This is a genomic window from Amycolatopsis silviterrae, from assembly GCF_042684085.1.
Lineage (GTDB): Bacteria > Actinomycetota > Actinomycetes > Mycobacteriales > Pseudonocardiaceae > Amycolatopsis > Amycolatopsis silviterrae.
In genome coordinates, this window is record NZ_JBHUKS010000018.1 from 148,430 (window position 1) to 170,585 (window position 22,156).

Consider the following 22,156-nt stretch of genomic DNA (forward strand, 5'->3'; position numbering starts at 1 on the left):
CCCGTGACCGACGTCGTGCTGCCGCCGCGAATCCAGGCTGGGGACCGGGTCCGGCTCGTGTCCCCGGCGAGCTGGCCGACCGACGAAATGCTCCAGGACTCCGTGCGGACGCTGGAAGGCTGGGGGCTGACCGTCGAGATCGGCAAGCACGCTCTCGACCGGCACGGGTTCCTGGCCGGGCTCGACGAGGACCGGCTCGCCGACCTCAACGACGCCTACCGCGACCCCGGCGTGCGCGCGGTCATCGCCACGCGCGGCGGGGCCGGGGCGTACCGGATCGCCGACGGGATCGATTTCGCGGCCGTGCGCGCGGATCCCAAGCCGCTCATGGGGTTCAGCGACATCACCAACCTGCACCTCGCGTTGTGGCGGCACTGCCGGATCGCCGGGATCCACGGCTTCCTCGCCGACGCGCGCTCAGCCGAATCGACCCGGCGGCTGCTGTTCGAGACCGAACCCACGACGCTGCACCGGGATCCGGAGGCGCTCACGGCCGCGATCGCGTTTCCGGGGAGGGCCACCGGGAACCTGGTCGGCGGGCATCTCGGCACCATCATCGGGTTCATCGGCGCCGGGCTGCCGAGTCTGGACGGCGCGATCCTGTTCCTCGAAGCCCCACGCGCGATTGGGTTAGGGCAGGTCGATCGGCAGCTGACGCATCTCATGCGGTCCGGTTCGCTGCGCGGTCTGCGCGGGGTGGCGCTTGGCCGGTTCCCGGGGTTCGAGGACTACACGGACCGGGACTGGACGGTGCTGGACGTGCTGCGCGATCGGCTGGGGGTGTTGGGTGTTCCGGTGGTTGGGGGCATTGACGTGGGGCACGGTTACGCGCCGTTGTCGGTGCCGCTGGGGCCGGAGGCGGAGCTGGACGCGGAGGCCGGGACGCTGAGGGTGGGGCCGGTGGTGTCGTGAGTGGCGATGCCGGTTCTAACCGGAATTGCCACTCACGACCCCCAGCTCAGGTGCCGGTAATGCAGTCCGTTCTTCGACTCCTGCCACTCGCCGACGATGTCCGGTTCCCGGCCGATCTCCGGTGCGTAGACATCGCCCTCGAAGGACTCGCGGAGTTCGGTCACCTCGATCCGGTCGGCGTACGGCAGCGACTCCTGGTAGATCCGCGCGCCGCCCATCACCCAGACGTCGCCGTCGGCAGCCGCAAACGCTTGCTCCAGGGACGGGAAGGTCTCCGCCCCCTCCTGCGGCGTGCGCGAGACCACCAGGTTCCGGCGTCCGGGCAGTGGCCGGAAGCGGTCCGGCAACGACTCCCACGTGCGTCGTCCCATGAGCACCGTCGCGCCCGCGGTCACCGTGCGGAAGTGCTTCATGTCCTCCGGGATGTGCCACGGCAGCGCGTTGTCGCGGCCGATGACGCGGTTCGCCGACTGCGCCCAGATCAGCCCGATCATCAGACGGCCACCGGAGCCTTGATCCCGGGGTGCGGGTCGTACCCCTCGATCGCGATGTCCTCGTAGCGGTACTCGAACAGGCTGTCCGCCGGCTTCAGGCTCAACGACGGGAACTGCCGTGCGTCCCGGGAAAGCTGCTTGCGCACCTGGTCGAGGTGGTTGTCGTAGATATGGCAGTCGCCGCCGGTCCAGATGAAATCGCCCACGCCCAGGCCGACCTGGTCGGCGATCATGTGCGTCAGCAGGGCGTAGCTCGCGATGTTGAACGGCACGCCGAGGAACAGGTCCGCGCTGCGCTGGTAGAGCTGGCAGGACAGTTTGCCTTCGGCGACGTAGAACTGGAAGAACGCGTGGCAGGGCGGCAGCGCCATCTGCGGGATCTCCCCCACGTTCCACGCCGACACGATGATCCGCCGCGAATCCGGGTTCTCGCGCAGCGTCCGGAGCACGTCGCTGATCTGGTCGACGTGCCCGCCGTCCGGGGTCGGCCACGACCGCCACTGCACGCCGTACACCGGGCCGAGGTCGCCGTCCGGAGCGGCCCATTCGTCCCAGATCGTGACGCCGTGGTCACGCAGCCAGTTCACGTTCGAGTCGCCGCGCAGGAACCACAGCAGTTCGTAGGCGATGGACCTGAAGTGCACCTTTTTCGTGGTGATCAGCGGGAATCCGTCCGCCAGCCGGTAGCGCAGCTGGTGCCCGAAAATCGACCGGGTGCCCGTACCGGTGCGGTCCCCCTTCTCGGCCCCGGTGTCGAGCACGTGCTGAAGCAGGTCTTCGTACTGCGTATCCGGCATGCCCGGATCGTAATCGAAACGGACTTGCTGACTCGGCAGGCCCGTATCAGCGGGATGTCAGCCGCCGCGGTGACGCTGGTCGCACCACCACAGAGAGGGGATCCGAAGATGACCCGCCCGCCCGGCCTGCCGCTCGACCGCGACGCAGGCCCGTTCGCTCCGCCGTCCGCCATCACCCGGTTGCGGGAGGACCGCCCGGTCAGCCCGCTGAAGTTCCCGGACGGGCACGACGGCTGGCTGGTCACCGGCTACGACGCGGTCCGCCAGGCGCTGGCCGACCCGCGGTTCAGCTCGCGCCAGGACCTCGGCCCGGTGCACGTGCCCTACGAAACGCCGAGCATGCCCGAGGCGCAAGAGGAGTTCGACCCGTCGCCGCAGGTGCCCGGCCTGTTCATCACGATGGACCCGCCGGACCAGACGCGGCTGCGCAAGAAGCTCACCGGCACGTTCACCGTCAACCGGATGAAACGGCTCGAGGAGCACATCGTCGAGGTCGCCGAACGGCAGCTCGATCATCTGGCCCAGTGTCCGAAGCCGGTCGATCTGGTGGCGGAATTCGCGCTTCCGGTGCCGTCGCTGGTGATCTGCGAAATGCTCGGCGTCCCGTATGCGGACCGGGACATGTTCCAGAAGAATTCCGCGCAATTCATGCAGCGGGACCAGTCCGTCGAGGACAAAATCGCGGCCTGGACGGCGATCACGTCGTATCTCGGCGAACTGGCGGCGAGCAAACGCGCGGAACCCGGTTCGGACATCCTGTCCGACCTGGCCCGCGACGACGACCTCAGCATCGAGGAACTGGTCGGCATCGGGTTCCTGCTGCTGCTCGCCGGGCACGAAACGACGGCGAACATGCTGGCGCTCGGCACGTTCGCGCTGCTGGAGAACCCCGCGCAACTGGCCGCGCTGCATGCCGATCCGGACCTGATTCCCGGCGCGGTCGAGGAACTGATGCGCTATCTCGCGGTGGTCGACATCGTCTTCCGTTACGCGTCCGAGGATCTCGAACTCGGCGGCGAAAAGATTCCCAAGGGGTCGACCGTTCTCGTTTCGATGGCGGCCGCCAACCGCGATCCTTCGCATTTCCCGGACGGCGAAACCCTCGATGTCGAGCGGAAGGCGCGCACGCATTTGTCGTTCGGCCACGGCGTGCACCAATGCCTCGGGCAGCAGCTCGCCCGGATCGAAATGCGCGCCGGTTTCGCCGGGCTGCTGCGCCGCTTCCCGACGCTCGCACTCGCCGTCCCGGCCGACGAGGTGCCGCTCCGGACCGCCATGAACATCTACGGCGTCCATGCGCTGCCGGTGACCTGGTGACGGCGTCAACGTATTAGTTGACAGGTGGCCGCGTCAACGGGTACGTTGACGTTATGGCCGACGACCCCGTACAGGAGATGACCACCCGATACTTCCGGCAACGCCGGAACCCGTTTCTCGACGAACTGCTGCGCGCGGCGAGAAACGGGCAGCGCGAAGACCTCGGCGCGGAAGACGCGGCGGACGCGCTGCACCTGGTCCCGGACGTCCGCCGGGACCTGGACCGGGCCGAGGTCACGCTGATCGAATCGGTGCTCGACCACGGCTGGACCTGGGAGCAGCTGGGCGCGGAGTACGGGAACCGGTCCAAACAGGCCATGCAGCAGCACTATCGGCGGCGCGGCGGGAAGCGTTCCTGGCCGGTCGGGGAACGCCCGCCGCGCGCCGAGTCCCCGCACCGGCTCTCCGACGAGGACCTGGCCCCGGCGGACGTGGCGAACGTGCGCGAGGCGATCCAGGTCCTGCTCGCCACCGCGCACGACGTCGCCGAAACGCACACCGTCGACGGGGTGTGGCCCGCGAGCGGCGCGCTGCTGGAAGAAATCTCGGCGATCGGACTGGACCCCTTGCCGCGGCTGGAACACGCGTGCCACCAGGCGGCCGAGGCCATCGAGGGCATGGTCGTCGCAGGCTGGGAACGCCGAGACCCAGGCCGCGACGCCCGGCGGCGGCAGTCGTGGACGGTGCGGCTGGAGGACGAGATGCGAGACATGGCGTCCTGGCTCGACCGGGAACCGCAGGGCCGGCTCCTCCCGCGCGTCGACCGCCCGGTGCGAGCCGGGACAGCCACCGCCGAACGGCCGGACCACCTAGAAATCGCCGCCGAGGACGTCGAGCAGGTCCAGGAGTCGATCAGCCTCACCCTCGCCCGGCTGGAAGCGCACCGCGCGGTGTTCGACCAGGTCATCGACGAACTGAGGAGGCGGCAGGCCGAACTCTCCTGAGCGATTCTTCCGGGCGATTCTTCTGAGCGGACTTCACCGGACCCGGGACTGGAGCCACTTGTCCCACGGCCGTTCCTTGTCCTTCGCGAACGGCACGTCGGAGAGCAGCCCGCGCGGGATCAGCACCAGCGCTTCGCCGGCGAAGCTGACCCCGATCGCGAGCTGATACGGCCGCGCCTGTTCGTGCATGCCGCATTTCACCGCCAGCACCGTGAATCCGGCCGATACGCCGACCCCGAGCACGAACAGCGCCAGGCTCGACTTGCGGTAGCGCTGCCACAGTTCGCCCTTCTTCTCGTACAACCGGATAGTCGTGCCACGCGCCGCGCCGAAGGCCAGACCGACCAGGCAACTGCCGACGATCCACCACACGTCAGTGCCGGTCAGCCCCTGGTAACCGACCACCCCCGCCACGCCAATAGCGATCAGCACCACCGGCGGCGCGACCGTGTCCCGCCAGTTCAGCGGCTCCCCGACCATCCGGAACACCAGCATCACCACGACGCCGACGACCAACCCCGCAAGCACCCACCCGCTCATCACGGACCCCCTCCGGCTCAAGGCCTCGTGAGTGCTGACGCCGGTTCTCACCGGCACCAGCACTCACGACCGCCACTCCGCACACAACCCCGACCCATCCACAGCAACGCCAGGCCCGGCCACCGCCTCGTGAGTGGCAATGCCGGTTCTAACCGGCATAAACACTCACGCCCCCAGCCAGCGCCTGGCCGAGCTTTGCCGCGCAAGGCCCTTCCGCCCCGCCCTTCGCAAGTGCTGGCACCGGCTCCAACCGGCGCCAGCACTCATGCCCCCACTCCGCCCACCGCCCGGCGCATGCGCAGCGACGCTGGGCCAGGCCAGCTCCTCGTGCGTGGCAATGCCAGTTGGAACCGGCCTTGCCACGCACCACCCCCGCTCCGCTCGCAGCCCGACTCATCCGCGGCACCGCCGGACCCAGCCACCACCTCGCGAGCGGCCACACCGATTCCCACCGGCACCAGCACTCACGCCCCCGCTCCCCTCCCCCTCCCGACCCATACGCAGCGACGCCGGGCCGGGCCCGCCCCCTCGTGCGCGGCAATGCCGGTTAGAACCGGCGCCGCCACTCACGCCCCCCGCACCGCACGCCGCCCGCGACCCAGCCACAGCAACGCCGGACCCGGCTACCGCCTCGTGAGTGGCAATGCCGGTTCTAACCGGCACAAACACTCACGACCCCCAGCCACCTCCTGACCGACCCCTGCCTCGCAAGCCCCCACCGCCCCGCCCCCGCGAGTGCTGGCACCGGCAAGAACCGGCACCAGCACTCACGACCCCCCGCTATTTGGCACGTCCATGCCAAAACCATCGTGGCACCATCGTGCTATAAACGCAACCATGCCGAAGATCGTGGTGCCGGAAGACCGGCGGAAGGCCGTCAGCGAGGCCGTGGTCCGGGTGGTCCGGCGGGCCGGCGTCGAGGGCGCGACGCTGGGCAGCGTGGCCAAGGAGGCGGGCCTCGCGATCGGGTCGATCCGGCATTACTTCGCCGACCACGAGGCGATGATGATCTTCACCATGGATCAGCTCGGCCACCGGATCGGCGAGCGCGTCGCGGTCCGCGTGACACGGCTGCTCGCCGCCGACTCCGATCGCCGGACCCTCGTCGAGGATCTGCTCGCCGAATTCCTCCCGCTCGACGACGAACGCCGGGACGAAGCGGTGGCGTGGCTGGCGTTCACCGTCGCCGCCCGTACGCGTCCGGCATTCCGCGAGAGTGCCGACGCGCAGCACCAGTTCCTGCGCGACCTGATCACGCGAATCCTCAGCGAAGCCGTCGCGCTCGGCCGACTCCCCAAACAACTGAACCTGACGGTCGAAGCAGTCCGGCTGTCCGCTCTGCTCGACGGGCTGACCATGCAGGCCGTGCTGCAGCCGGAATCGACGCCGCCCGAACTGCTCCGGAGCGCGCTGCGGAACAGCCTTCCGTAACCCGGGTCCCTTGTGGACCAACCCCGTCCAGCGCGATTCATCGAGTGTGAACGCGTTGTGAATATTGCGAATTACCGACCGCCGCGACACATGAAACCGCGGCGGTGCTAGTCGTTTCCCCGCGAACCCCGCTGTGAACGCTCACACCGCGTGCCGGGGCCGTTGCTCTGCGGGAACGGGCGAGCACACAGTGATGCTCGGCCGGGTCGACCCCGGCAAGCTCCCCTTCCCCGTCTGGCACAAGGAGATTCGATGACTTACCGACCCACCCGGCGGACTGTCCGGATTACGGTGGCGACCGGGGCGGCCGCGCTTGCCACCGCGCTGCTGCCGGGTGCCGCGCTGGCCCAGTCGTCCGGCGACGTGAGCCAGCCGAACGGCCTCATCAAGACCGCGACGCACACCCAGGTGCGCGAGATCCAGCCGCTCGGCGCGCGTACCTCGCACGCGCTGCCCGCGTCGAAGCAGCTCGACTACAGCCAGCAGGTGCAGGAAAACGACCAGTGGTGCTGGGCCGCCGACGGTGCCAGCATCGAGCAGTCGCAGGGCGGCTCCGCCTCGCAGGAGGAGTTCTGCGCGGCGGGCAAGGGTTCGCCGGGCGGGTACTGCCCGAACGAAGCAGCGCAGATCTACGAGATCGTGCAGGGCTTCCAGGGCACCGGGTTCTCCGCGCAGGACGCGAACGGGCCGATCAGCTACTCGTCGATCCAGAACCAGGTCAACTCCGGAATCCTGAACCTGACCGGCATTTACTGGACCTCCGGCGGCGGGCACGCCGAGGTGATCTACGGATACGACAGCTCGAACCAGTCGCTGATGGTCGGCGACCCGTGGCCGACCTACGAGCGGTACCAGACCTGGGATTACAACCAGTACCGCCGCAACGGCCAGTTCACCTGGAACGACACCATCGTCAACATCAAGAAGGGCTGACGAGCCGCCATGGGTGAGATCTGCCGGAAGTTCGCCGCCGGCGCGGCGATCGCGGTCGCGGCGCTCCTGTCCGCCGGTCCCGCCGAGGCCGCCGGGGCCTCGTGGGTCGCGCCGCCGTCGGAGCAGGACGTCGCGGCCGCGGTCAACGCCGCGGCCACGGCGCGCGCGATCAGCTTCGCCAAGTCGAACTTCCGGCAGGTCGGGCACGGCGATCCGGGCCGGATCACGCTGGAGCACAAGGGAATCCCGGTCTACACGCTCAATCCCGACTTCGTCGCCGCGAAGCCGGGAGCCCCGGCCGGGGTGCTGCGGGCGATCGCGGTGACCGCCACCTCCGCGACGGGGGCGAAAGCCACCCTCCGCTCCGCCCCGGACCAGGCCGCGCCGAGCGGCTGGTCGGTCGGGAACGTGTTGTCCGGCAACGACGAAGAAAAACTCAGCGCCCGGCTCCGCCCCGGTTCGGTGCTGCTGAACGAACCGCAGATCAACGGATGGTACGACCTCGGCCGGGACGGCGTCGTGCTCCTGCAGGCCAGCCTTCCCCAGTCTCCGGTCGGCGAGTTCACGCCGCTCGACAGCTACCAGCAGCAGGTGCACGAACGCTACGCCGACAAACTGCCCGGTTCGGAATACCAGCGCGGCGGCGGGATCGGCTTCAAACAGGCCGTCCAGCAGCGGGACACCGGCCCGGCCGGATCGCTGACCGTCGGGCTGATCGTGTTCGGCTCCGCCGTGGTGCTCGGCGGCGGCTTCCTGGCGTGGCGCTGGACGAGGCGGCGGATCAATCCCAAATGAGATCGACCCCGGCGATCCCGACGCCGAGTTCCTCGAAGTAGGCACTGATCGTGTTCCCCGGCCCGCAGAACAGCGGCTCGCGGACCAGCAGTTCCAGGTCCTCCCGGGGCCGGATCGTCCGCAGGCAGCGCGCGGGCAGCGCGGCCGGGTCGAAGCGCAGCCGCAGCAGGTACGCCGACATCCGGGAGCGCACGATCCGGTGGAAACTCCCCGGCCGGACCGAGGCGGCGGGACGCAGCGTGAACCCGAACGTGTGCGTCTCCCCCTCGGCCAGGCCGCGGTCGAAGAGCACCTCGAACACCATCCCGGCCGACTGCACGCTGCGCCGCACCCGCCCGACCCGGCAGCCGTCGACCGCGACGATCTCGGTCGCGGTGACGTCGCTGCCGTCCTCGTCCTGGTGCGTCACCAGGAAACTGTCCTGTCCGGATCTTCGGGCGCGCACCACCATGGTCGACGAGATCTCCTCGGTCCGGCCCTGCGCGCCGAGCGTCAGCACGTCGACCACGGTCGCCACGTCGAGGTCCGCGTTCTCCTCGCCGCCGGGCATCCCGCCCAATTCATCACGCAGCGCGAACGTCTCGGCCCAGCTCTGCTGGAGTTCCGGCAGCGACGGGCGGCGGTCGGCGTCGACGGTCCGGTGCGGCCCGATCAGCACCACCAGGCTGTCCGGCGGCAGGTTCAGCACCGACTCCAGAGCGCGCACGACATCGAGCGATCGTGGCGCGGACGGACTGCGCAAGCCGCGCTGCCAGTAACTCAGCGTCGACTCGGCGACCGAAACCCCGTGCGCGGCGAGGTGCGCGCGCAACCGGGAAAGGGACAGCCCGCGCCGATCGACGGCCTCGGACAACGCGCGGTGAAACGGCCCGGACCGGACAGTTCGCGACGACCACCGGACCGCCAAGCTCTGTTGCTGCATCTGGCTTCCCCTGCTCGTGCGGAATAACTGTTCAGCATGAGCAGTTCGTGACCGGGCAACAACCGTCCATGGTCGAGAATCGGACATTTCCCCCGGTTTGCGCAGCTTCAGCCGTCCCCGAGGTCCCGCCAGATGCCCGCCAGAAGGCGCAACTGCTCGTCGTCCAGCCGGTCGAAGAACAGCGTCCGCAGGTCTTCGTGGTGCCGGCGGCGGGCCTTGCGGATCAGCGCGCGGCCCTGCGCGGTCAAAACCGCGTCGAAGCTGCGGGCGTCCGCCTCCGATTGGCGGCGCTCGATCAGCCCGCGGCTGACGAGCCGATCGGCCAGCCGGGTGAAGCCGCCGGTGGACATCAGGCGACGCTGAGCGAGGTCGGTCATCCGCATGCCGGCATCACCCGCTTCGGCCAACAGGGCTAGCACGCTGTACTCCGCCATGCTCACGTTCAGCGGCGCGAGCCCTTCCGCGAGCGCACGCCACAGCCGCTCGTGCGTGAAGAGGAACCCGCTCCACGCCTCCTGTTCCAGGTCCCGCAGCCCGTCGCTCGCCATGGCGACACGGTAGCCGGGACCGGGCAAACGGGTGACCGCGACCACCGCCGGAAATAGTTGTCTGCGCAGACAGGTTAATTCAGGCAGGCCCGGCCGCAGCCCGCGACCGGATGCCGGAAAGGAGCACCGACCATGGCTGAACCGCAGACCAAGCGGCCGTTCGAACTCGGCATCCTGACCTTCGGAGAACTCACCAGGGACCCGGTTTCCGGGGCGCTCCCCTCGCCGCGGCAGCGGGCGCGCGAGACGATCGAACAGGCGCAGCTCGCCGACCAGGTCGGACTGGACGTCTTCGGCGTCGGCGAACACCACCGCACCGACTTCGTCGGGTCCGCGCCCGCGATCCTGCTCGCCGCGGCGGCCGAGCGCACCGAGCGGATCCGGCTGACCAGCGCGGTGACCGTGCTGAGTTCCGAGGACCCGGTGCGGGTGTGGGAGCAGTTCGCGACCATCGACCTGCTCTCCGCCGGCCGCGCCGAGATCATCGCCGGCCGCGGGTCGTACACCGAATCCTTCCCGCTCTTCGGCTACGACCTCGCCGACTACGCCGATCTCTTCCGCGAGAAGCTCGACCTCCTGCTGGCGATCCGCGAGGAGAACCCGTTGACCTGGAAGGGAAAGTTCCGCGCACCGCTGGTCGACGCGGACATCGCGCCGCGTGCGGACGCCCTGCCGATCTGGGTCGGGGTCGGCGGGTCCCCGGCTTCGGCCGTCAGCACCGGACGGCGCGGGCTGCCGATGGCGATGGCGTTGCTGCTCGGACGGTTGACCCAGCACGAGCAGACCGCCGAGCTCTATCGGGAGGCGGCGCAGGAAGCCGGGCACGAACCGGGGCCGATCAGCATCAATGTGCACGGGTATGTCGGGCGCACCAGCCAGGAAGCGCGCGAGACCATGTATCCCTACTTCGCGCAGGGCATGCTGGAGAACAACCATCAGCGCGGCGAGGGAATGATGATCTCCCGGTCCGCTTTTGAAGCGCAGGCCTCGCCCGGGTCGGGGCTGCTGGTGGGCAGTTCGGCGGAGCTGATCGAGAAGCTGCTTGCCTACCACGAGGTTTACGGGCTGAACCGGGCGCTGATCCAGCTGGGTTTCGGCGGGATGCCGCAGAAGGAGCACCTCGAAGCGATCGAGCGGCTCGGCACCGAGGTTGCCCCGGTCGTGCGGCGCGAGGTCGCGGCGTGAGCGGGCTGCGGGTGGCCGTTGTCAACGGAAGCCCGAGCCAGCCGTCCAAGACGATGGGGCTGGTGGACGTCATCCTGGAAACCCTCGGCGGGCTGACCCCCATCGAGGTCTCCCGGATCGACGTGTACCGGCTGGGTCTCGCCGGGACGATCGAGCGCTCCGACGCACCGCCGGAGGTCGAGGCTGCGTTGCGGACCGCCGAGGAAGCCGATCTGCTGATCGCGGCGACGCCGGTGTTCCGCGGTTCTTATCCCGGAATGTTCAAGCAGTTCTTCGATCTTGTCGACCAATACGCCCTCGTCGACAAGCCCGTGCTGCTGGCCGCGACCGGCGGCGGCGACCACCACGCACTGGTGCTGGAACACGCGCTGCGGCCGTTGTTCGGGTTCTTCCAGGCGCTGACGCTACCGGTCGCGGTGTTCGCCTCGGGCGGGGATTTCGACGGCACCGTGCTGTTGAATCCACGGGTGCACGGGAGAATCCAGGTCGCGCTCGAGTCCGCCGTCCGGTTCCTCCCGGCGGCCTGAATTCACTCCCCGGCGGCCAGGAACGGCAGCACCAGAGCCAGGAAGGCTTCTGGACGTTCCTCCGCCGGGTAGTGGCCACTGCCTTCGATGACGTGTGACACGACGTTGTCGGCCACCGAGGCCATCGTCTCTCCCGCCGCCGCTCCGGCCGAGGTCTCGCCACCGATCGCGAGGATCGGCAACGTCAGCCGGGTCTCGCGGCGGACCCGGTTCTGTTCGATGGTGACCTCGATGGCCCGGTACGGCTCGAAGCTCGCCCGCAGCGCGTCGGGGCTTTCGGCTATCGACGCGACGTAGTGCGCAACCGCGGCTGGCTCAAGTTCGTTGTCCGGCGCGGATTTCGTGGCGAACTGGTGTCCGAAGTAGAGCGACTCACGGCCTCGGACGAGGTCTTCGTTGATGCCTTCGAGCCGGTTGAAGCTGAAGTGGAACAGCCGGTTGTTCGTGGTGGCGGAGCTGAAGAACGGGGCCTCCGGGGAGATCCCGGGGATCGCCGCCTCGGCCACCGCGAGCCGGGTCACGCGGGCGGGATGGTCGACGGCCATGGCGTAGCCGATCCACATCCCGATGTCGTGACCGAGCACGGCGAACTTCTCGTGGCCCAGCTCCGCCATCACGGCGACCAGGTCGTCGGACAGCGAACCGGCGTCGTAGCCGTCCCGCGGCTTGGCGGACTTGCCCATCCCGCGCGGTTCGGCGGCCACGACGGTGAAGTGCCCGGCGAGCGGCCGCAGCACGTGCCGCCAGGCGTACCAGGTCTGCGGCCAGCCGTTGATCAGCAGCAGCGGCGGACCGTCGCCGCCGGTCACGACGTGGTGCCGCGTTCGGGCGGTGGTGACGAACTCGCTGCGGAAGCCGTCCGGGATCGCTGTCATGCGTTCGAGGGTAGCCATCTTGGAACGATTAGTCCAAGATGATTCACACCGCGAAACTGGGGTTGGCGAAGTAGTCCGCCGCGAACTCCGCGAGGCGCTGTGCCGCCGCGGAAACATACGAGTCCGAACGCTGGACCACCGACAGGCTCCGGGAGCAGTCCGGAACGTCAAGAACCAGCCCGACCGCCGTGACGTCCCCGATGGTGGCGCGGCGGGCGACCTCCGGCACGAAGCCGATCCCCAGCCCGGCCGAGATCAGCTGGCCGGTCGCGCCGGGTTCGTCGCTCTCGCAGGCGTAGTTCGGTTCCAGGCCGGCCTCGGCGAAGAGGCGATCGGCGAGGGTGCGCGGCCAGTAGCCGGGCCGGGTCGTCACGATGGGCTCGTTCGCGAGGTCCGCCATCCGCACGCGTTTGCGCTTCGCCAGCCGATGCGTGCCGGGCACGGCGACCAGCACCTCCTCGCGCAGCACTTCGCGGGCCTGCAAACCGGGCAGCAGCAGCGGCTGCGAGGCGAAGCACAGATCCACCTCGCCTGCGCACAGTTGCTGCGCCATGGTTTCCGCCGACGATTGGTACAGCCGGAGATCGACGCCGGGGTGCTCCGCTCGGAAGGCGCTCACCAGGCCGGTGAGCGTGAGCAGGGTTTCGGACGCGACGGCGACCCGGCCGTGGTCCAGACCGGCCAGGTCGACGACCTCCTGACGGGCGTCGTCGAGTTCGCGCAACGCCCGGTCGACGCGGCGCAGGAACGCGGAGCCGAAGTGGTTGAGCCGCAGCCCCCGCCCCGCGCGTTCGAACAGCGGCACGCCGAGATCCGCTTCCAGCCGCGCGATCGCCCGGCTCAGCGACGGCTGCGCGATGTGCAGTTCGGCCGCCGCCTGGCTGAGGTGGCCGCGGTAGGCGACCGCCTGGAAGTACCGCAGCTGCAGCAGGTCCATCTCATAGCCCCCAGGTCATGAGTATATGCCGATTTTGGTCTTGGACGGCATGAGAACTTCAGCTTAGCGTCTGTTCGGGGGAAGACTTACGCGCACAAGGGGGAACGGTGGCCGAAGCGGCCCGAGCCGAGCACGTACGCGGGCGAACCTTGCTGGTGGTGATGCGGGCTTTCGTGACGGTGCACGCCGTCGCGATCCTGGGTCAGCCAGTGTTCGCCGGGCGGTACCTGATCGGCGATTACGACATGCTCGCGATGCACGAACTCGGCGCGAACATCGTGTCGACCGTCGCACTGGCACAGCTCGTGCCCGCCGCGCTGTATTGGTGGCGCGGCGGCGTCCAATGGCCGTTCTGGGCGAGCCTGCTGCTGGCCGGCGGCGAGACCGCGCAGTACTTCGCCGGTCAGGCCGGGGCGCTTGACCTGCACATTCCGCTCGGCGTCGCGCTGGTCGCGATCGCGCTCGGCACGCTGTTCGGCATCTGGCGGACGGGAGCGCGGCGATGAGCGGGATGTCCCGGCGGCGGTTTCTCGGGTTGGCCGGCGGTGCCGGAGTGGTGCTCACCGCCGGGTTCGTCACCCCGCGGCTGCTGCGGCCCGCCGCCGCCACCGGGGAGCTGCTGACCAGCGAAGTGCCGCTGCCGCAACCGTTTCAGGTCCCGCTGCCGCTGCCGCCGGTGCTGAAACCGGTGGCGCGCGACGGCGGCATCGACCGGTACGAGATCGTGCAACGGGCGAGCACCGCGGAGATCCTGCCCGGACTGCGCACGCCGATCTGGGGCTATCAAGGCACTTTCCCCGGTCCGACGATCGAGTCCCGCAGCGGCCGGACCACGATCGTCCGGCACCGCAACGAACTTCCGGTGCCGACGGTCGTGCACCTGCACGGCGGACGCACCCCGGCGGAGTCCGACGGATACGCCACCGACCTCGTCCTGCCCGCCGACGGCCGGTATCTGGCCGGCGCCGGGCACGGGCATTCGGGAATGGCCGATCCGGACGCCGTCGTCACCACCGGCAGCCGCGAGTACACGTATCCGTTGCAGCAGAAGGCCGCGATGCTCTGGTACCACGACCACCGGATGGATTTCACCGGTCCGGCCGTGTATCGAGGACTCGCCGGACTGCACATCGTCCGCGACGACGAGGAGGACGCCCTGCCACTGCCGCGCGGCGAGCGAGAACTGCCGTTGATGATCACCGACCGCGCGTTCGCCGAGGACGGCTCGATGCGGTACCCGTCGCTCGACCCTTCATTGCGGACAGTCCCCGGCGTCGAAGACGCTTACGCCGCCGGGGTTCTCGGCGACGTACTGCTGGTGAACGGTGCGCCGTGGCCGATCGCGGAAGTGTCGGCGACCCGGTACCGGCTGCGATTCCTCAACGGCTCCAACGCCCGCCGCTACGACCTCGCGCTCGACCCTCCGCCGCCGAGCGGGCCCATGTTCACGCAAATCGGCTCGGACCAAGGATTGCTCGATACCCCGCGCGGCCACGCGCATCTGCCGATCGCGCCCGCCGAACGGTACGACGTGGTGGTCAATTTCGGTGCTTATCCCGTTGGTACCGAGGTCACGCTGGTCAATCGCCTCGGGACCGGGACTACCGCACAGGTAATGCGCTTTCGCGTCGCGCGCCGGGCGAAGGACGACAGCCATATCCCGGCCAAACTGTCCGAAGTGGAACGACTCGACCGTACACAAGCGACAGTGACCCGCGAGTTCGCGTTCCGAAGTGGACAGTTCAACGGCAGGCACGGCTGGACCATCGGCGGCGAAGCCTTCACCCCGACCAAGATCGCCGCCCAGCCGAAACTCGGCGACGTCGAGATCTGGCGGTTCGTCGCGGATCTGCACCATCCGATCCACCTGCATCTGGTGCACTTCCAGGTGCTTTCCCGCGGCGGCAAGGATCCCGCCCCGCGCGACGTCGGCCGCAAGGACACTGTGGACCTTCAGCCCGGCGAGGCGGTCGAGGTGATCGCCCGGTTCGACGGGTATCGCGGGCGGTACATGTTCCACTGCCACAACGCCGAGCACGAGGACATGGGGATGATGGCCACCTTCAAGACCGTCTAGCCGGCGCGCAGCCAGGATTTCGCGCGGCGGCCGGTCGCGAAGGCACACACCAGGAATGGCAGTACCCAGTCGACCGAGATCAAGAAAAACCCGACGAGCGACGAACTGTCGACGGCCGACGTGTCGAGCACCCGGGTACCGTCGATCGGGACGAACGCGAAGACAAGGGCGACCACGACGACCAGCAGCCTGCTGCCCGCGCCCAGGAGAACGAGGGCCCGGCCGAGCGAGTTGCGCAGTGCCAGCAGCATCGCGCCAGCTAGGCAGCACACGCCGCAGAAAACCTGGCTGACCAGGCCGCCGAGCATGCTGGCCGACATGGTGCCGTCGTCGGCGGGCAGGTACATGGTGATGAGGGACAGCGCGTCGAGGGCGTCCCAACTGTTGCCGGGGCGGACTGAGTGGACGGTGCCGGAGGGCCAGATCAGGAACACGGTCTCCCGTACCGCCGCCAGCAACGCGAACCCGATCGCGAGCACCGCGCCCACCGGGATCCGCCTGGTCCGTTCGACTGTCTGCTCTGCCACCAATGCCTCCTCCGTCACCAGAAGGCGGCCAAGATAGCGCAGCGGGGGCGGGACCGGTCCCGAAACGTCCGTGAAGGACTCTTTGGGGGATCAAATTCCCATGCCGGGCACTCAAGCTGCGTGGTTTCAGCCCACTGATCGTCCACAAAGGACACCAAAGTCGGCGAAATGCCCGCTTGATTCCGGTATGCCCGCTTCTTCAAGTCCGTGAGGGGAACCCTGACGGACTCTGATTCCCTCAGGGTTCCCCTCACGGACGGCAAACCCCGCTCCCGGCCACCCGCGACGGCCCCGGCACGAGCCAACGCAGCCAGCCAGTCGCTTCGGCCTGGGCAGACACGCCTCAACCCCGTCCGAGCAGCACCCACCAAAACCCAGGTCCGTGAAGGGCCCCCTCACGGCCCGCCCGGCCCGAAAGCCGTGAAGGACTCCTTGGGGGAACCAGATTCCCTCAAGGAGTCCTTCACGGAACGGGACCAGCCGAAGCACCCAGCCGATATCCAGCCCCAGCGACCGTCTCGATCACCGGTGGCGATCCCAACTTCCGCCGCAGCGTCATCACCGTGACCCGGACCGTGTTGGTGAACGGATCGGCGTGCTCGTCCCACGCCTTTTCCAGCAGTTGTTCCGCACTCACCACGGTCCCGTCGGCACGCATCAGCACCTCCAGCACCGCGAATTCCTTCGGCGACAATGGCAGGAACCGGCCATCGCGCGACGCCTGGTGGCGCGGGAGGTCCAGGACCAGGCCGGCCGCTTCCAGTACCGGCGGCAGCGCCGGGCGCGCGCGGCGGGCCAGCGCGTGCACGCGGGCGACCAGTTCGGCGAACACGAACGGTTTGGTGAGGTAGTCGTCGGCGCCGAGGTTCAGGCCTTCGATGCGGTCGGTGACGTCGGCGGCCGAGGTGAGCATCAGGACCCGGGTCTCGCCGCCCGCCTCGACGATCGCGGCGCACACCTCGTCGCCGTGCACGGTCGGCAGGTCTCGGTCGAGGACGACGACGTCGTAGGAGTGCACGGCGACGCGTTCGAGCGCTTCGCCGCCGTCGTAGCAGACGTCCACCGCGATCGAATGGCGGCGCAGCCCCTCGGCGATCGAATCCGCCAGGAGCGGTTCGTCCTCGACAATCAGTACCCGCATTCGATCATCATGCCCTGAACGACGATAAAAGCGAGATAAGGATCAAGCGGGCAACCGCACCTCTACGGTCAGCCCGCCGTTCGGATTTGCCCTTCCGGACACCTCCCCGCCGTGCGCGCGGGCAACGGAACGGACAATCGACAGCCCGAGCCCGGAGTGGTCCGCGGCACCGGTGCGATCCGGTTTTCCGCGCCGGAACGGCTCGAACAGGCCCGCCACCGCGCCGCCGTCCACATTGGGCCCGGAATTGCGCACGCTCAGCGCGGGCGTCGCGCCGATCACGATCGAGACCCAGCCGTCCGGGACGTTGTAGCTGATCGCGTTGCTCACCAGGTTCAGCACCAGCCGTTCGAGCAGCACCGCATCGCCGACGACGGTCCGGGCGCGCAGCCGGGTTTCGACCGTAACGCCAGCTTCTTTCGCTTGCGCGGCAGTGAGTTTCACGACTGAACGGACCACTTTGTCCAGTCGCACCGGCGTACGCGCGCTGAGCCCGCGGTCGCTGCGGGCGAGAATGAGCAGCCCTTCGATCAGCCGTTCACTGCGTTCGTTGGTCTGCAGCAGATGCGCGCCCAGTTTGGTCAGCACCGGTCCGGCTTCCGGGTTCTCCAGCGCGACTTCGATCAGCGTACGTTGCACCGCGAGCGGCGTGCGCAACTCATGGGAAGCGTTGGCCACAAAGCGTTTCTGGCTGTCGAACGAACCGGCGAGACGGTCCAGCATGCTGTCGAAAGTGTCGGCGAGTTCTTTCAGTTCGTCGCTCGGGCCGTCGAGGTTGATTCGCTGGTCGAGTTTCCCGGCTTCGAGCCGCCGCGCGGTCGAGGTGATCGTGTGCAACGGCCGCAGCGCGCGTCCGGCCATGAACCAGCCGAACAGCACCGCCAGCGCCGCGGTGATCACCAGCGCGATCGCGGACGCGACGAGCAAAGTGGACATTGTCGAGCTGCGGTAATCGGTGACCACGGCCGAGGCCACCTGCTCCACCGGGGAAGGGCTGGTGCGCATCGGAATCGTCGACGCCGGTTCCGCGGGGGCCCACTGAGTGTCGGCGGGTATCGCCTGGCCGAGCCGCACCGAGGCACCGTCGCCAAGGTATTGCGCGGGCCCGGGCAGCTCGTTGCTGACGACGATGTAGGTCACCACCGTCAGCACGATTCCGGCCAGCAGGAAGAACCCGCCGTACAGCGCGGTGAGCCGGGTCCGCACGGACAGCCGGAACAGTCCCCGGCGCGCGTCGGCGCTTTTCTCGGCCAAGGGGTCCTCCCGTTTCGTGGCTGCCGACAGTGTGTCCTTCACCGGCATAAGGAGAGGATAAACAAGATCGCTTAACGGGCCTGTATAGCCGCGTCGGTACTACTGGGCCACCGGCGGGAACCACCCGCCCGAGCGAAGGAGAATCCCGATGCGGAAAGCACTTCTGACGGCCGCCGGGGCCGGGGTGGCGCTGGCGCTGCTCACCGGGTGCTCGTCCGGGGACACCGCGCCGCAGGTGCCGTCGATCTCCAGCCCGAACGCGAGCCCGAAGGCGAATTCGGGGCCGGGGGCCGCCGTCGGGAAAACCGATTCCGCGGCGGATCGGGACGCGATGCGCAAGTTCGCGAAATGCATGCGCGAGCACGGCATCGACACGCCCGACCCCGGCGAGAACGAAGCCCCGACCATCAGCTTCACCGACGATCCCAAGAACCAAGCGGCGCTCGACGCGTGCAAGAAGCTCCTGCCGGGCGGCGGGGTGCCGAAGAAGCTGACCCCCGAGGAGCTGGACAAGGCCCGCAAGGACGCCAAGTGCATGCGCGAGCACGGCATCGACATGCCCGACCCCAGCGCGGACGGCGGTGCGCGGGCGATGCCGATGGAGGGCGACGGGACCAAAATGGAGGAAGCGATGAAGGCGTGCGGCATGGGGATGGCCGGAAAGTGACCGGTAAACGGACCCGAGCACGCTGGTTCATCGCCGCCGGCGCGACGGTCGTCGTGATCGGCACGACGTCGGCGGTCGTCTTGACGCACGTCGCGTCCGGCGGGGAACCGGCCGCGGCGGCGAAACCGGTGTCGACCGCCGAAGTGACCAAATCGGACTTGAAGGAAGAGGAGAACGCGACCGGAAAGCTCGGCTACGGCAAGGAAGCCACGTTGAGCGGCAAGAAAAACGGCACGGTGACCTGGCTGCCCGCGCAGGGCGACGTGCTCGGCCGCGGCAAGACAGCGTACACAGTGGACGCCAAACCGGTGCCCTTGTTCTACGGAAGTCTGCCGTTCTACCGCGCGTTGAACGACGGGGTCGACAAAGGACCGGACGTCAAGGAGCTTGAGGAGAACCTGAAAGCGCTGGGGTACAGCGGTTTCGGCACGCCGGATGAGAAGTTCACCTCGGCGACCGCGTCCGCGCTCAAGCGGTGGCAGAAATCGCTCGGCCTGGAGCAGACCGGGACGTTCGACCCGGCGGACGTTCTGCTGGCGCCCGGCGAGATCCGGGTTTCGGCGGTGACCGGGCAGCTCGGCGGCCCGGGCGCGGGCGAGGTCTTCAAGTACACCGGCACGGCACGCGTCGTGGAAGCCGAATTGGACGCGACCAAGCAGAGCGTCGCGGTCAAGGACGCGAAGGTGTCCGTCGCGGTGAACGGCCGCACGCTGACCGGCACCATCACCGAGGTCGGCAACACCGCCGCGAAGGACCAGGAGAACAAGGGGCAAGAGGAAGGCAAGGCCAAGGTCACCGTCCAGATCCGGATGGACGACCCGGCCGCCACCGGTGACGTCATCGACGTTCCAGTCTCCGTCCAGTTCACCAAAGAGGTGCACAAGGACGTGCTCGTGGTCCCGGTCGGCGCACTGGTCGCGCTCGCCGAAGGCGGGTACGCGGTCGAGGTCGACGAGCAGGGCAAGCGGCGGCTGGTCGGCGTCGAAACCGGCCTGTTCTCCGGCGGCCAGGTCGAGGTCAAGGCCGATGGTTTGCAGGCGGGCCAAAAGGTGGTGACCACGTCATGATCCCGGTGCTTGCCGCGTATGAGGTTTCGCGCACCTACGGCGGGAACGTGCCCGCGCTGCGCAAGGTGTCACTGTCCCTTTCGGACGGTGAAATGGTCGCGATCGTCGGACCGTCCGGTTCGGGCAAATCCACGCTGCTGCAGCTGATGGGCACATTGGACCGGCCGACCGGCGGCCGGATCGAGATCCGCGGGCACGACGTCGCACAGCTGTCCGACCGGAAGCTCGCCGCGCTGCGCTCGCGGTGGATCGGGTTCGTGTTCCAGCAGTTCTTCCTCGACGACGGACTGTCCGCAGTGGACAACGTGTGCACTGGCCTGCTGTACAGCGGGGTCCCGAAGCGGAAGCGGCGGGCGAAAGCGCTGACCGCGCTGGACCGCGTCGGGCTCGGGCACCGCGCCGGGCATCTGCCAGGCGAGATGTCCGGCGGCGAGCGGCAGCGGGTCGCGATCGCGCGGGCGGTCGTGAACACCCCGCCGATCCTGCTCGCCGACGAGCCGACCGGAAACCTCGACACCGGCAACGGCGCGGCGGTGCTCGCCCTGCTCTCGGAGCTGAACGCGGACCGCACGACCGTCGTGGTCATCACGCACGACCGGGAGATCGCGGCCGGGATGCCGCGCCGGATCGAGATCCTGGACGGGGCGCTGCGCGTCGACACCGGCGCGGCGGGAGCGCTCCGGTGACCGCGCCCGCCCCGATCGCCCCGCCGGATCCGAACCGGCTGGGTCCGGTCGATCTGGTTTCCCTTGGCGCGCATGGGATGCGCACCCGGCCGATGCGGGCGATGCTGTCCGCGCTCGGCATCGCGATCGGCGTCGCGGCGATGGTCGCGGTGCTGGCCATTCCGGCATCGGCGGATCAGGCCTTGCAGGACAAGCTCGCCGCGATGGGCACCAACCTGCTGCGCGCGGAGGCCGGACAGACGCTGCTGGGCGGGTCGGCCAAGCTGCCGGACTCGGCGGTCCCGATGGTGCGGCGGATCGCGCCGGTCGAGGGCGCGGTGGAGGTCGGCAAGGTCAGCGCCAAGGTGTACCGCAACGACCGGATGGACAAGGGCGACACGGCGGGCGTTTCGGTGTTCGCCGCGCGGCCGGACCTGCTGCCGGTGCTCGGCGGGACGGTCCGTGCCGGGACGTTCCTCACCGCGGCGAACCAGCGGTTCCCGTCGGTCGTGCTCGGTTCGGAAGCGGCGTCGCGGCTCGGGATCGACCACCTCGATCCGGCACGGCCGCCGCAGATCCTGATCGGCTCGTCGTGGTTCAGCGTCGTCGGGATCCTCGCCCCGATGCCGCTCGCGCCGGAGGTCGAACGGTCGGTGCTGATCGGCTGGGACGTCGCCAAGCAGGTCTTCGGCTTCGACGGCCACCCGAGCACGGTGTACCTGCGGGCCCGGGAATCGCAGGTCGACGCGGTGCGCTCGGTGCTCGCCGCGACGATCAACCCGGCCGCGCCGAACGAGGTGGCGGTCGACCGGCCGTCCGACGCCCTCGCCGCGCAGCAGCTGACGAAGAACACCTACGGCGCGCTGTTCCTCGGTCTCGGCGGCGTGGCGCTGCTGGTCGGCGGCGTCGGCGTGGCGAACACGATGGTGATCTCGGTGCTGGAACGCCGGCGCGAGATCGGGCTTCGCCGCGCGCTCGGTGCCACGCGAGGCCAGATTCGCGGGCAGTTCCTCGCCGAATCGGTGCTGCTGTCCGGTTTGGGCGGGCTCGTCGGGGTGGTGATCGGCGTCGGCGCGACCGCGGGCTACGCGCTCAGCCAGGGCTGGCCCGCGGTGCTGCCGCCGGTCGCGCTGGCAGGCGGGGTGGCGGTTTCGGCCGCGGTCGGGGCGATCGCCGGGGCGTATCCGGCGATGCGGGCCGCGCGGCTTCCGCCCGCGCAGGCCCTGGCCTGAGCCCTCGGGCGGCCCGGTCGGCCGGGCCGCCCGAACGCCACCCGTTCGTGCGGGCAACACTCAACACTGGACCCGCGTCTAGTGCTATGGTTCAACTACGGTTACAAGTACTAACGTTCAATTTAGTACTTAACAAACTCTTGAGCTGCCGAGGTACCGCAGGCGCTACCGCTTCTCGGCAGCGCGCGGGATCGAACCCGCGCGCCGTACCGGAGACCCTCGGCGGAGGGGTAGCCGGCGGGAACGACCGATCTGTGAGCTGACATGAGCGCATTGCCCGAACGAGTGGCGATCATCGCCAACGACCCGATCAGCGGCGAGGGGGCCGCCGCGTACCTGCGCGCGTCCCCGCGCTACGCCGTGATGGCT

24 protein-coding genes are annotated in these 22,156 nt (G+C 69.0%); 14 read left to right on the forward strand and 10 right to left on the reverse strand.

What is annotated here, in order from left to right:
* The first annotated feature begins 3 nt into the window (after positions 1-3).
* Entirely contained in the window at positions 4-912 is a 909-nt protein-coding gene (locus ACFSVL_RS26000; protein WP_378308161.1) for a S66 peptidase family protein, read from the forward strand.
* Positions 913-944: 32 nt separating this feature from the next.
* On the opposite strand, the gene ACFSVL_RS26005 is transcribed toward ACFSVL_RS26000, so the two are convergent.
* Positions 945-1,406, reverse strand: coding sequence for a dihydrofolate reductase (locus tag ACFSVL_RS26005; protein WP_378308162.1), 462 nt, complete (start codon positions 1,404-1,406; stop codon positions 945-947).
* Positions 1,406-2,203 (reverse strand): thymidylate synthase, encoded by a 798-nt coding sequence (locus ACFSVL_RS26010; protein ID WP_378308163.1) that lies wholly within the window; start codon positions 2,201-2,203, stop codon positions 1,406-1,408. Before ACFSVL_RS26010 ends, ACFSVL_RS26005 begins: the two co-directional genes overlap by 1 nt.
* A 108-nt stretch (positions 2,204-2,311) precedes the next feature.
* Here ACFSVL_RS26010 and ACFSVL_RS26015 point away from each other — a divergent pair, with 108 nt between their 5' ends.
* Together ACFSVL_RS26015 and ACFSVL_RS26020 are read left to right on the forward strand one after the other, a co-directional pair.
* On the forward strand, positions 2,312-3,520 hold the full coding sequence (locus ACFSVL_RS26015; RefSeq protein WP_378308164.1) for a cytochrome P450: 1,209 nt from the start codon (positions 2,312-2,314) through the stop codon (positions 3,518-3,520).
* A 53-nt stretch (positions 3,521-3,573) separates the two neighbouring features.
* On the forward strand, positions 3,574-4,464 hold the full coding sequence (locus ACFSVL_RS26020; protein ID WP_378308165.1) for a hypothetical protein: 891 nt from the start codon (positions 3,574-3,576) through the stop codon (positions 4,462-4,464).
* 33 nt (positions 4,465-4,497) lie between these two features.
* Here ACFSVL_RS26020 and ACFSVL_RS26025 read toward each other — a convergent pair whose 3' ends face one another.
* Positions 4,498-5,004, reverse strand: coding sequence for a DUF1453 domain-containing protein (locus ACFSVL_RS26025; protein ID WP_378308166.1), 507 nt, complete (start codon positions 5,002-5,004; stop codon positions 4,498-4,500).
* 837 nt (positions 5,005-5,841) lie between these two features.
* Here ACFSVL_RS26025 and ACFSVL_RS26030 point away from each other — a divergent pair.
* The 3 genes from ACFSVL_RS26030 to ACFSVL_RS26040 all read left to right on the forward strand — a co-directional run bounded on the left by ACFSVL_RS26030 (position 5,842) and on the right by ACFSVL_RS26040 (position 8,163).
* Positions 5,842-6,435, forward strand: coding sequence for a TetR/AcrR family transcriptional regulator (locus ACFSVL_RS26030; protein WP_378308167.1), 594 nt, complete (start codon positions 5,842-5,844; stop codon positions 6,433-6,435).
* A gap of 252 nt (positions 6,436-6,687) precedes the next feature.
* Entirely contained in the window at positions 6,688-7,368 is a 681-nt protein-coding gene (locus ACFSVL_RS26035; RefSeq protein ID WP_378308168.1) for a papain-like cysteine protease family protein, read from the forward strand.
* Between the two features lie 9 nt (positions 7,369-7,377).
* Positions 7,378-8,163 carry a hypothetical protein gene (locus tag ACFSVL_RS26040; RefSeq protein ID WP_378308169.1) on the forward strand — a complete coding sequence of 262 codons (786 nt, stop codon included), beginning with the start codon at positions 7,378-7,380 and terminating at the stop codon, positions 8,161-8,163.
* Here the strand turns inward: ACFSVL_RS26040 and ACFSVL_RS26045 are convergent.
* Together ACFSVL_RS26045 and ACFSVL_RS26050 are read right to left on the reverse strand one after the other, a co-directional pair.
* Positions 8,150-9,085, reverse strand: a complete 936-nt coding sequence (locus ACFSVL_RS26045) for an XRE family transcriptional regulator (protein ID WP_378308170.1) — start codon at positions 9,083-9,085, stop codon at positions 8,150-8,152. The two genes, ACFSVL_RS26040 and ACFSVL_RS26045, sit on opposite strands and share 14 nt — an antisense overlap.
* Before the next feature lie 107 nt (positions 9,086-9,192).
* Positions 9,193-9,633 (reverse strand): MarR family winged helix-turn-helix transcriptional regulator, encoded by a 441-nt coding sequence (locus tag ACFSVL_RS26050; RefSeq protein ID WP_378308171.1) that lies wholly within the window; start codon positions 9,631-9,633, stop codon positions 9,193-9,195.
* A gap of 132 nt (positions 9,634-9,765) precedes the next feature.
* On the opposite strand from ACFSVL_RS26050, the gene ACFSVL_RS26055 reads away from it, so the two are divergent.
* Both ACFSVL_RS26055 and ACFSVL_RS26060 read left to right on the forward strand, forming a co-directional pair.
* Positions 9,766-10,818 (forward strand): LLM class flavin-dependent oxidoreductase, encoded by a 1,053-nt coding sequence (locus tag ACFSVL_RS26055; RefSeq protein WP_378308172.1) that lies wholly within the window; start codon positions 9,766-9,768, stop codon positions 10,816-10,818.
* Positions 10,815-11,345, forward strand: a complete 531-nt coding sequence (locus ACFSVL_RS26060) for an NAD(P)H-dependent oxidoreductase (RefSeq protein ID WP_378308173.1) — start codon at positions 10,815-10,817, stop codon at positions 11,343-11,345. The genes ACFSVL_RS26055 and ACFSVL_RS26060 overlap by 4 nt, the downstream gene beginning before the upstream one ends.
* 2 nt (positions 11,346-11,347) lie before the next feature.
* On the opposite strand, the gene ACFSVL_RS26065 is transcribed toward ACFSVL_RS26060, so the two are convergent.
* Together ACFSVL_RS26065 and ACFSVL_RS26070 are read right to left on the reverse strand one after the other, a co-directional pair.
* Complete coding sequence (locus ACFSVL_RS26065) at positions 11,348-12,220, reverse strand: alpha/beta fold hydrolase (protein ID WP_378308174.1); 873 nt, start codon at positions 12,218-12,220, stop codon at positions 11,348-11,350.
* A gap of 43 nt (positions 12,221-12,263) precedes the next feature.
* Positions 12,264-13,157: a LysR family transcriptional regulator gene (locus ACFSVL_RS26070; protein ID WP_378308175.1), complete on the reverse strand. Its 894-nt coding sequence runs from the start codon at positions 13,155-13,157 to the stop codon at positions 12,264-12,266.
* A 107-nt stretch (positions 13,158-13,264) separates the two neighbouring features.
* On the opposite strand from ACFSVL_RS26070, the gene ACFSVL_RS26075 reads away from it, so the two are divergent.
* Positions 13,265-13,663, forward strand: a complete 399-nt coding sequence (locus ACFSVL_RS26075; RefSeq protein ID WP_378308176.1) for a hypothetical protein — start codon at positions 13,265-13,267, stop codon at positions 13,661-13,663.
* On the forward strand, positions 13,660-15,234 hold the full coding sequence (locus ACFSVL_RS26080) for a multicopper oxidase family protein (protein ID WP_378308177.1): 1,575 nt from the start codon (positions 13,660-13,662) through the stop codon (positions 15,232-15,234). Before ACFSVL_RS26075 ends, ACFSVL_RS26080 begins: the two co-directional genes overlap by 4 nt.
* Here the strand turns inward: ACFSVL_RS26080 and ACFSVL_RS26085 are convergent.
* The 3 genes from ACFSVL_RS26085 to ACFSVL_RS26095 all read right to left on the reverse strand — a co-directional run bounded on the left by ACFSVL_RS26085 (position 15,231) and on the right by ACFSVL_RS26095 (position 18,123).
* Positions 15,231-15,761, reverse strand: a complete 531-nt coding sequence (locus tag ACFSVL_RS26085; protein ID WP_378308178.1) for a hypothetical protein — start codon at positions 15,759-15,761, stop codon at positions 15,231-15,233. The genes ACFSVL_RS26080 and ACFSVL_RS26085 overlap by 4 nt on opposite strands.
* Positions 15,762-16,224: 463 nt before the next feature.
* Positions 16,225-16,902, reverse strand: coding sequence for a response regulator transcription factor (locus ACFSVL_RS26090; RefSeq protein ID WP_378308179.1), 678 nt, complete (start codon positions 16,900-16,902; stop codon positions 16,225-16,227).
* Between the two features lie 42 nt (positions 16,903-16,944).
* Positions 16,945-18,123, reverse strand: coding sequence for a sensor histidine kinase (locus ACFSVL_RS26095; protein WP_449224387.1), 1,179 nt, complete (start codon positions 18,121-18,123; stop codon positions 16,945-16,947).
* A 181-nt stretch (positions 18,124-18,304) separates the two neighbouring features.
* Between ACFSVL_RS26095 and ACFSVL_RS26100 the strand changes: the two genes are divergently transcribed.
* From ACFSVL_RS26100 to ACFSVL_RS26115, 4 genes are read left to right on the forward strand one after another with little or no spacing between them, the layout of a single operon-like run.
* A complete protein-coding gene (locus ACFSVL_RS26100; protein WP_378308181.1) occupies positions 18,305-18,823 on the forward strand; it encodes a hypothetical protein in 519 nt (172 codons plus the stop codon).
* Positions 18,796-19,890 (forward strand): peptidoglycan-binding protein, encoded by a 1,095-nt coding sequence (locus tag ACFSVL_RS26105; protein WP_378308182.1) that lies wholly within the window; start codon positions 18,796-18,798, stop codon positions 19,888-19,890. Before ACFSVL_RS26100 ends, ACFSVL_RS26105 begins: the two co-directional genes overlap by 28 nt.
* Positions 19,887-20,576, forward strand: coding sequence for an ABC transporter ATP-binding protein (locus ACFSVL_RS26110; protein WP_378308183.1), 690 nt, complete (start codon positions 19,887-19,889; stop codon positions 20,574-20,576). The genes ACFSVL_RS26105 and ACFSVL_RS26110 overlap by 4 nt, the downstream gene beginning before the upstream one ends.
* Positions 20,573-21,787: an ABC transporter permease gene (locus ACFSVL_RS26115; protein ID WP_378308184.1), complete on the forward strand. Its 1,215-nt coding sequence runs from the start codon at positions 20,573-20,575 to the stop codon at positions 21,785-21,787. The genes ACFSVL_RS26110 and ACFSVL_RS26115 overlap by 4 nt, the downstream gene beginning before the upstream one ends.
* Positions 21,788-22,156: the final 369 nt, after the last annotated feature.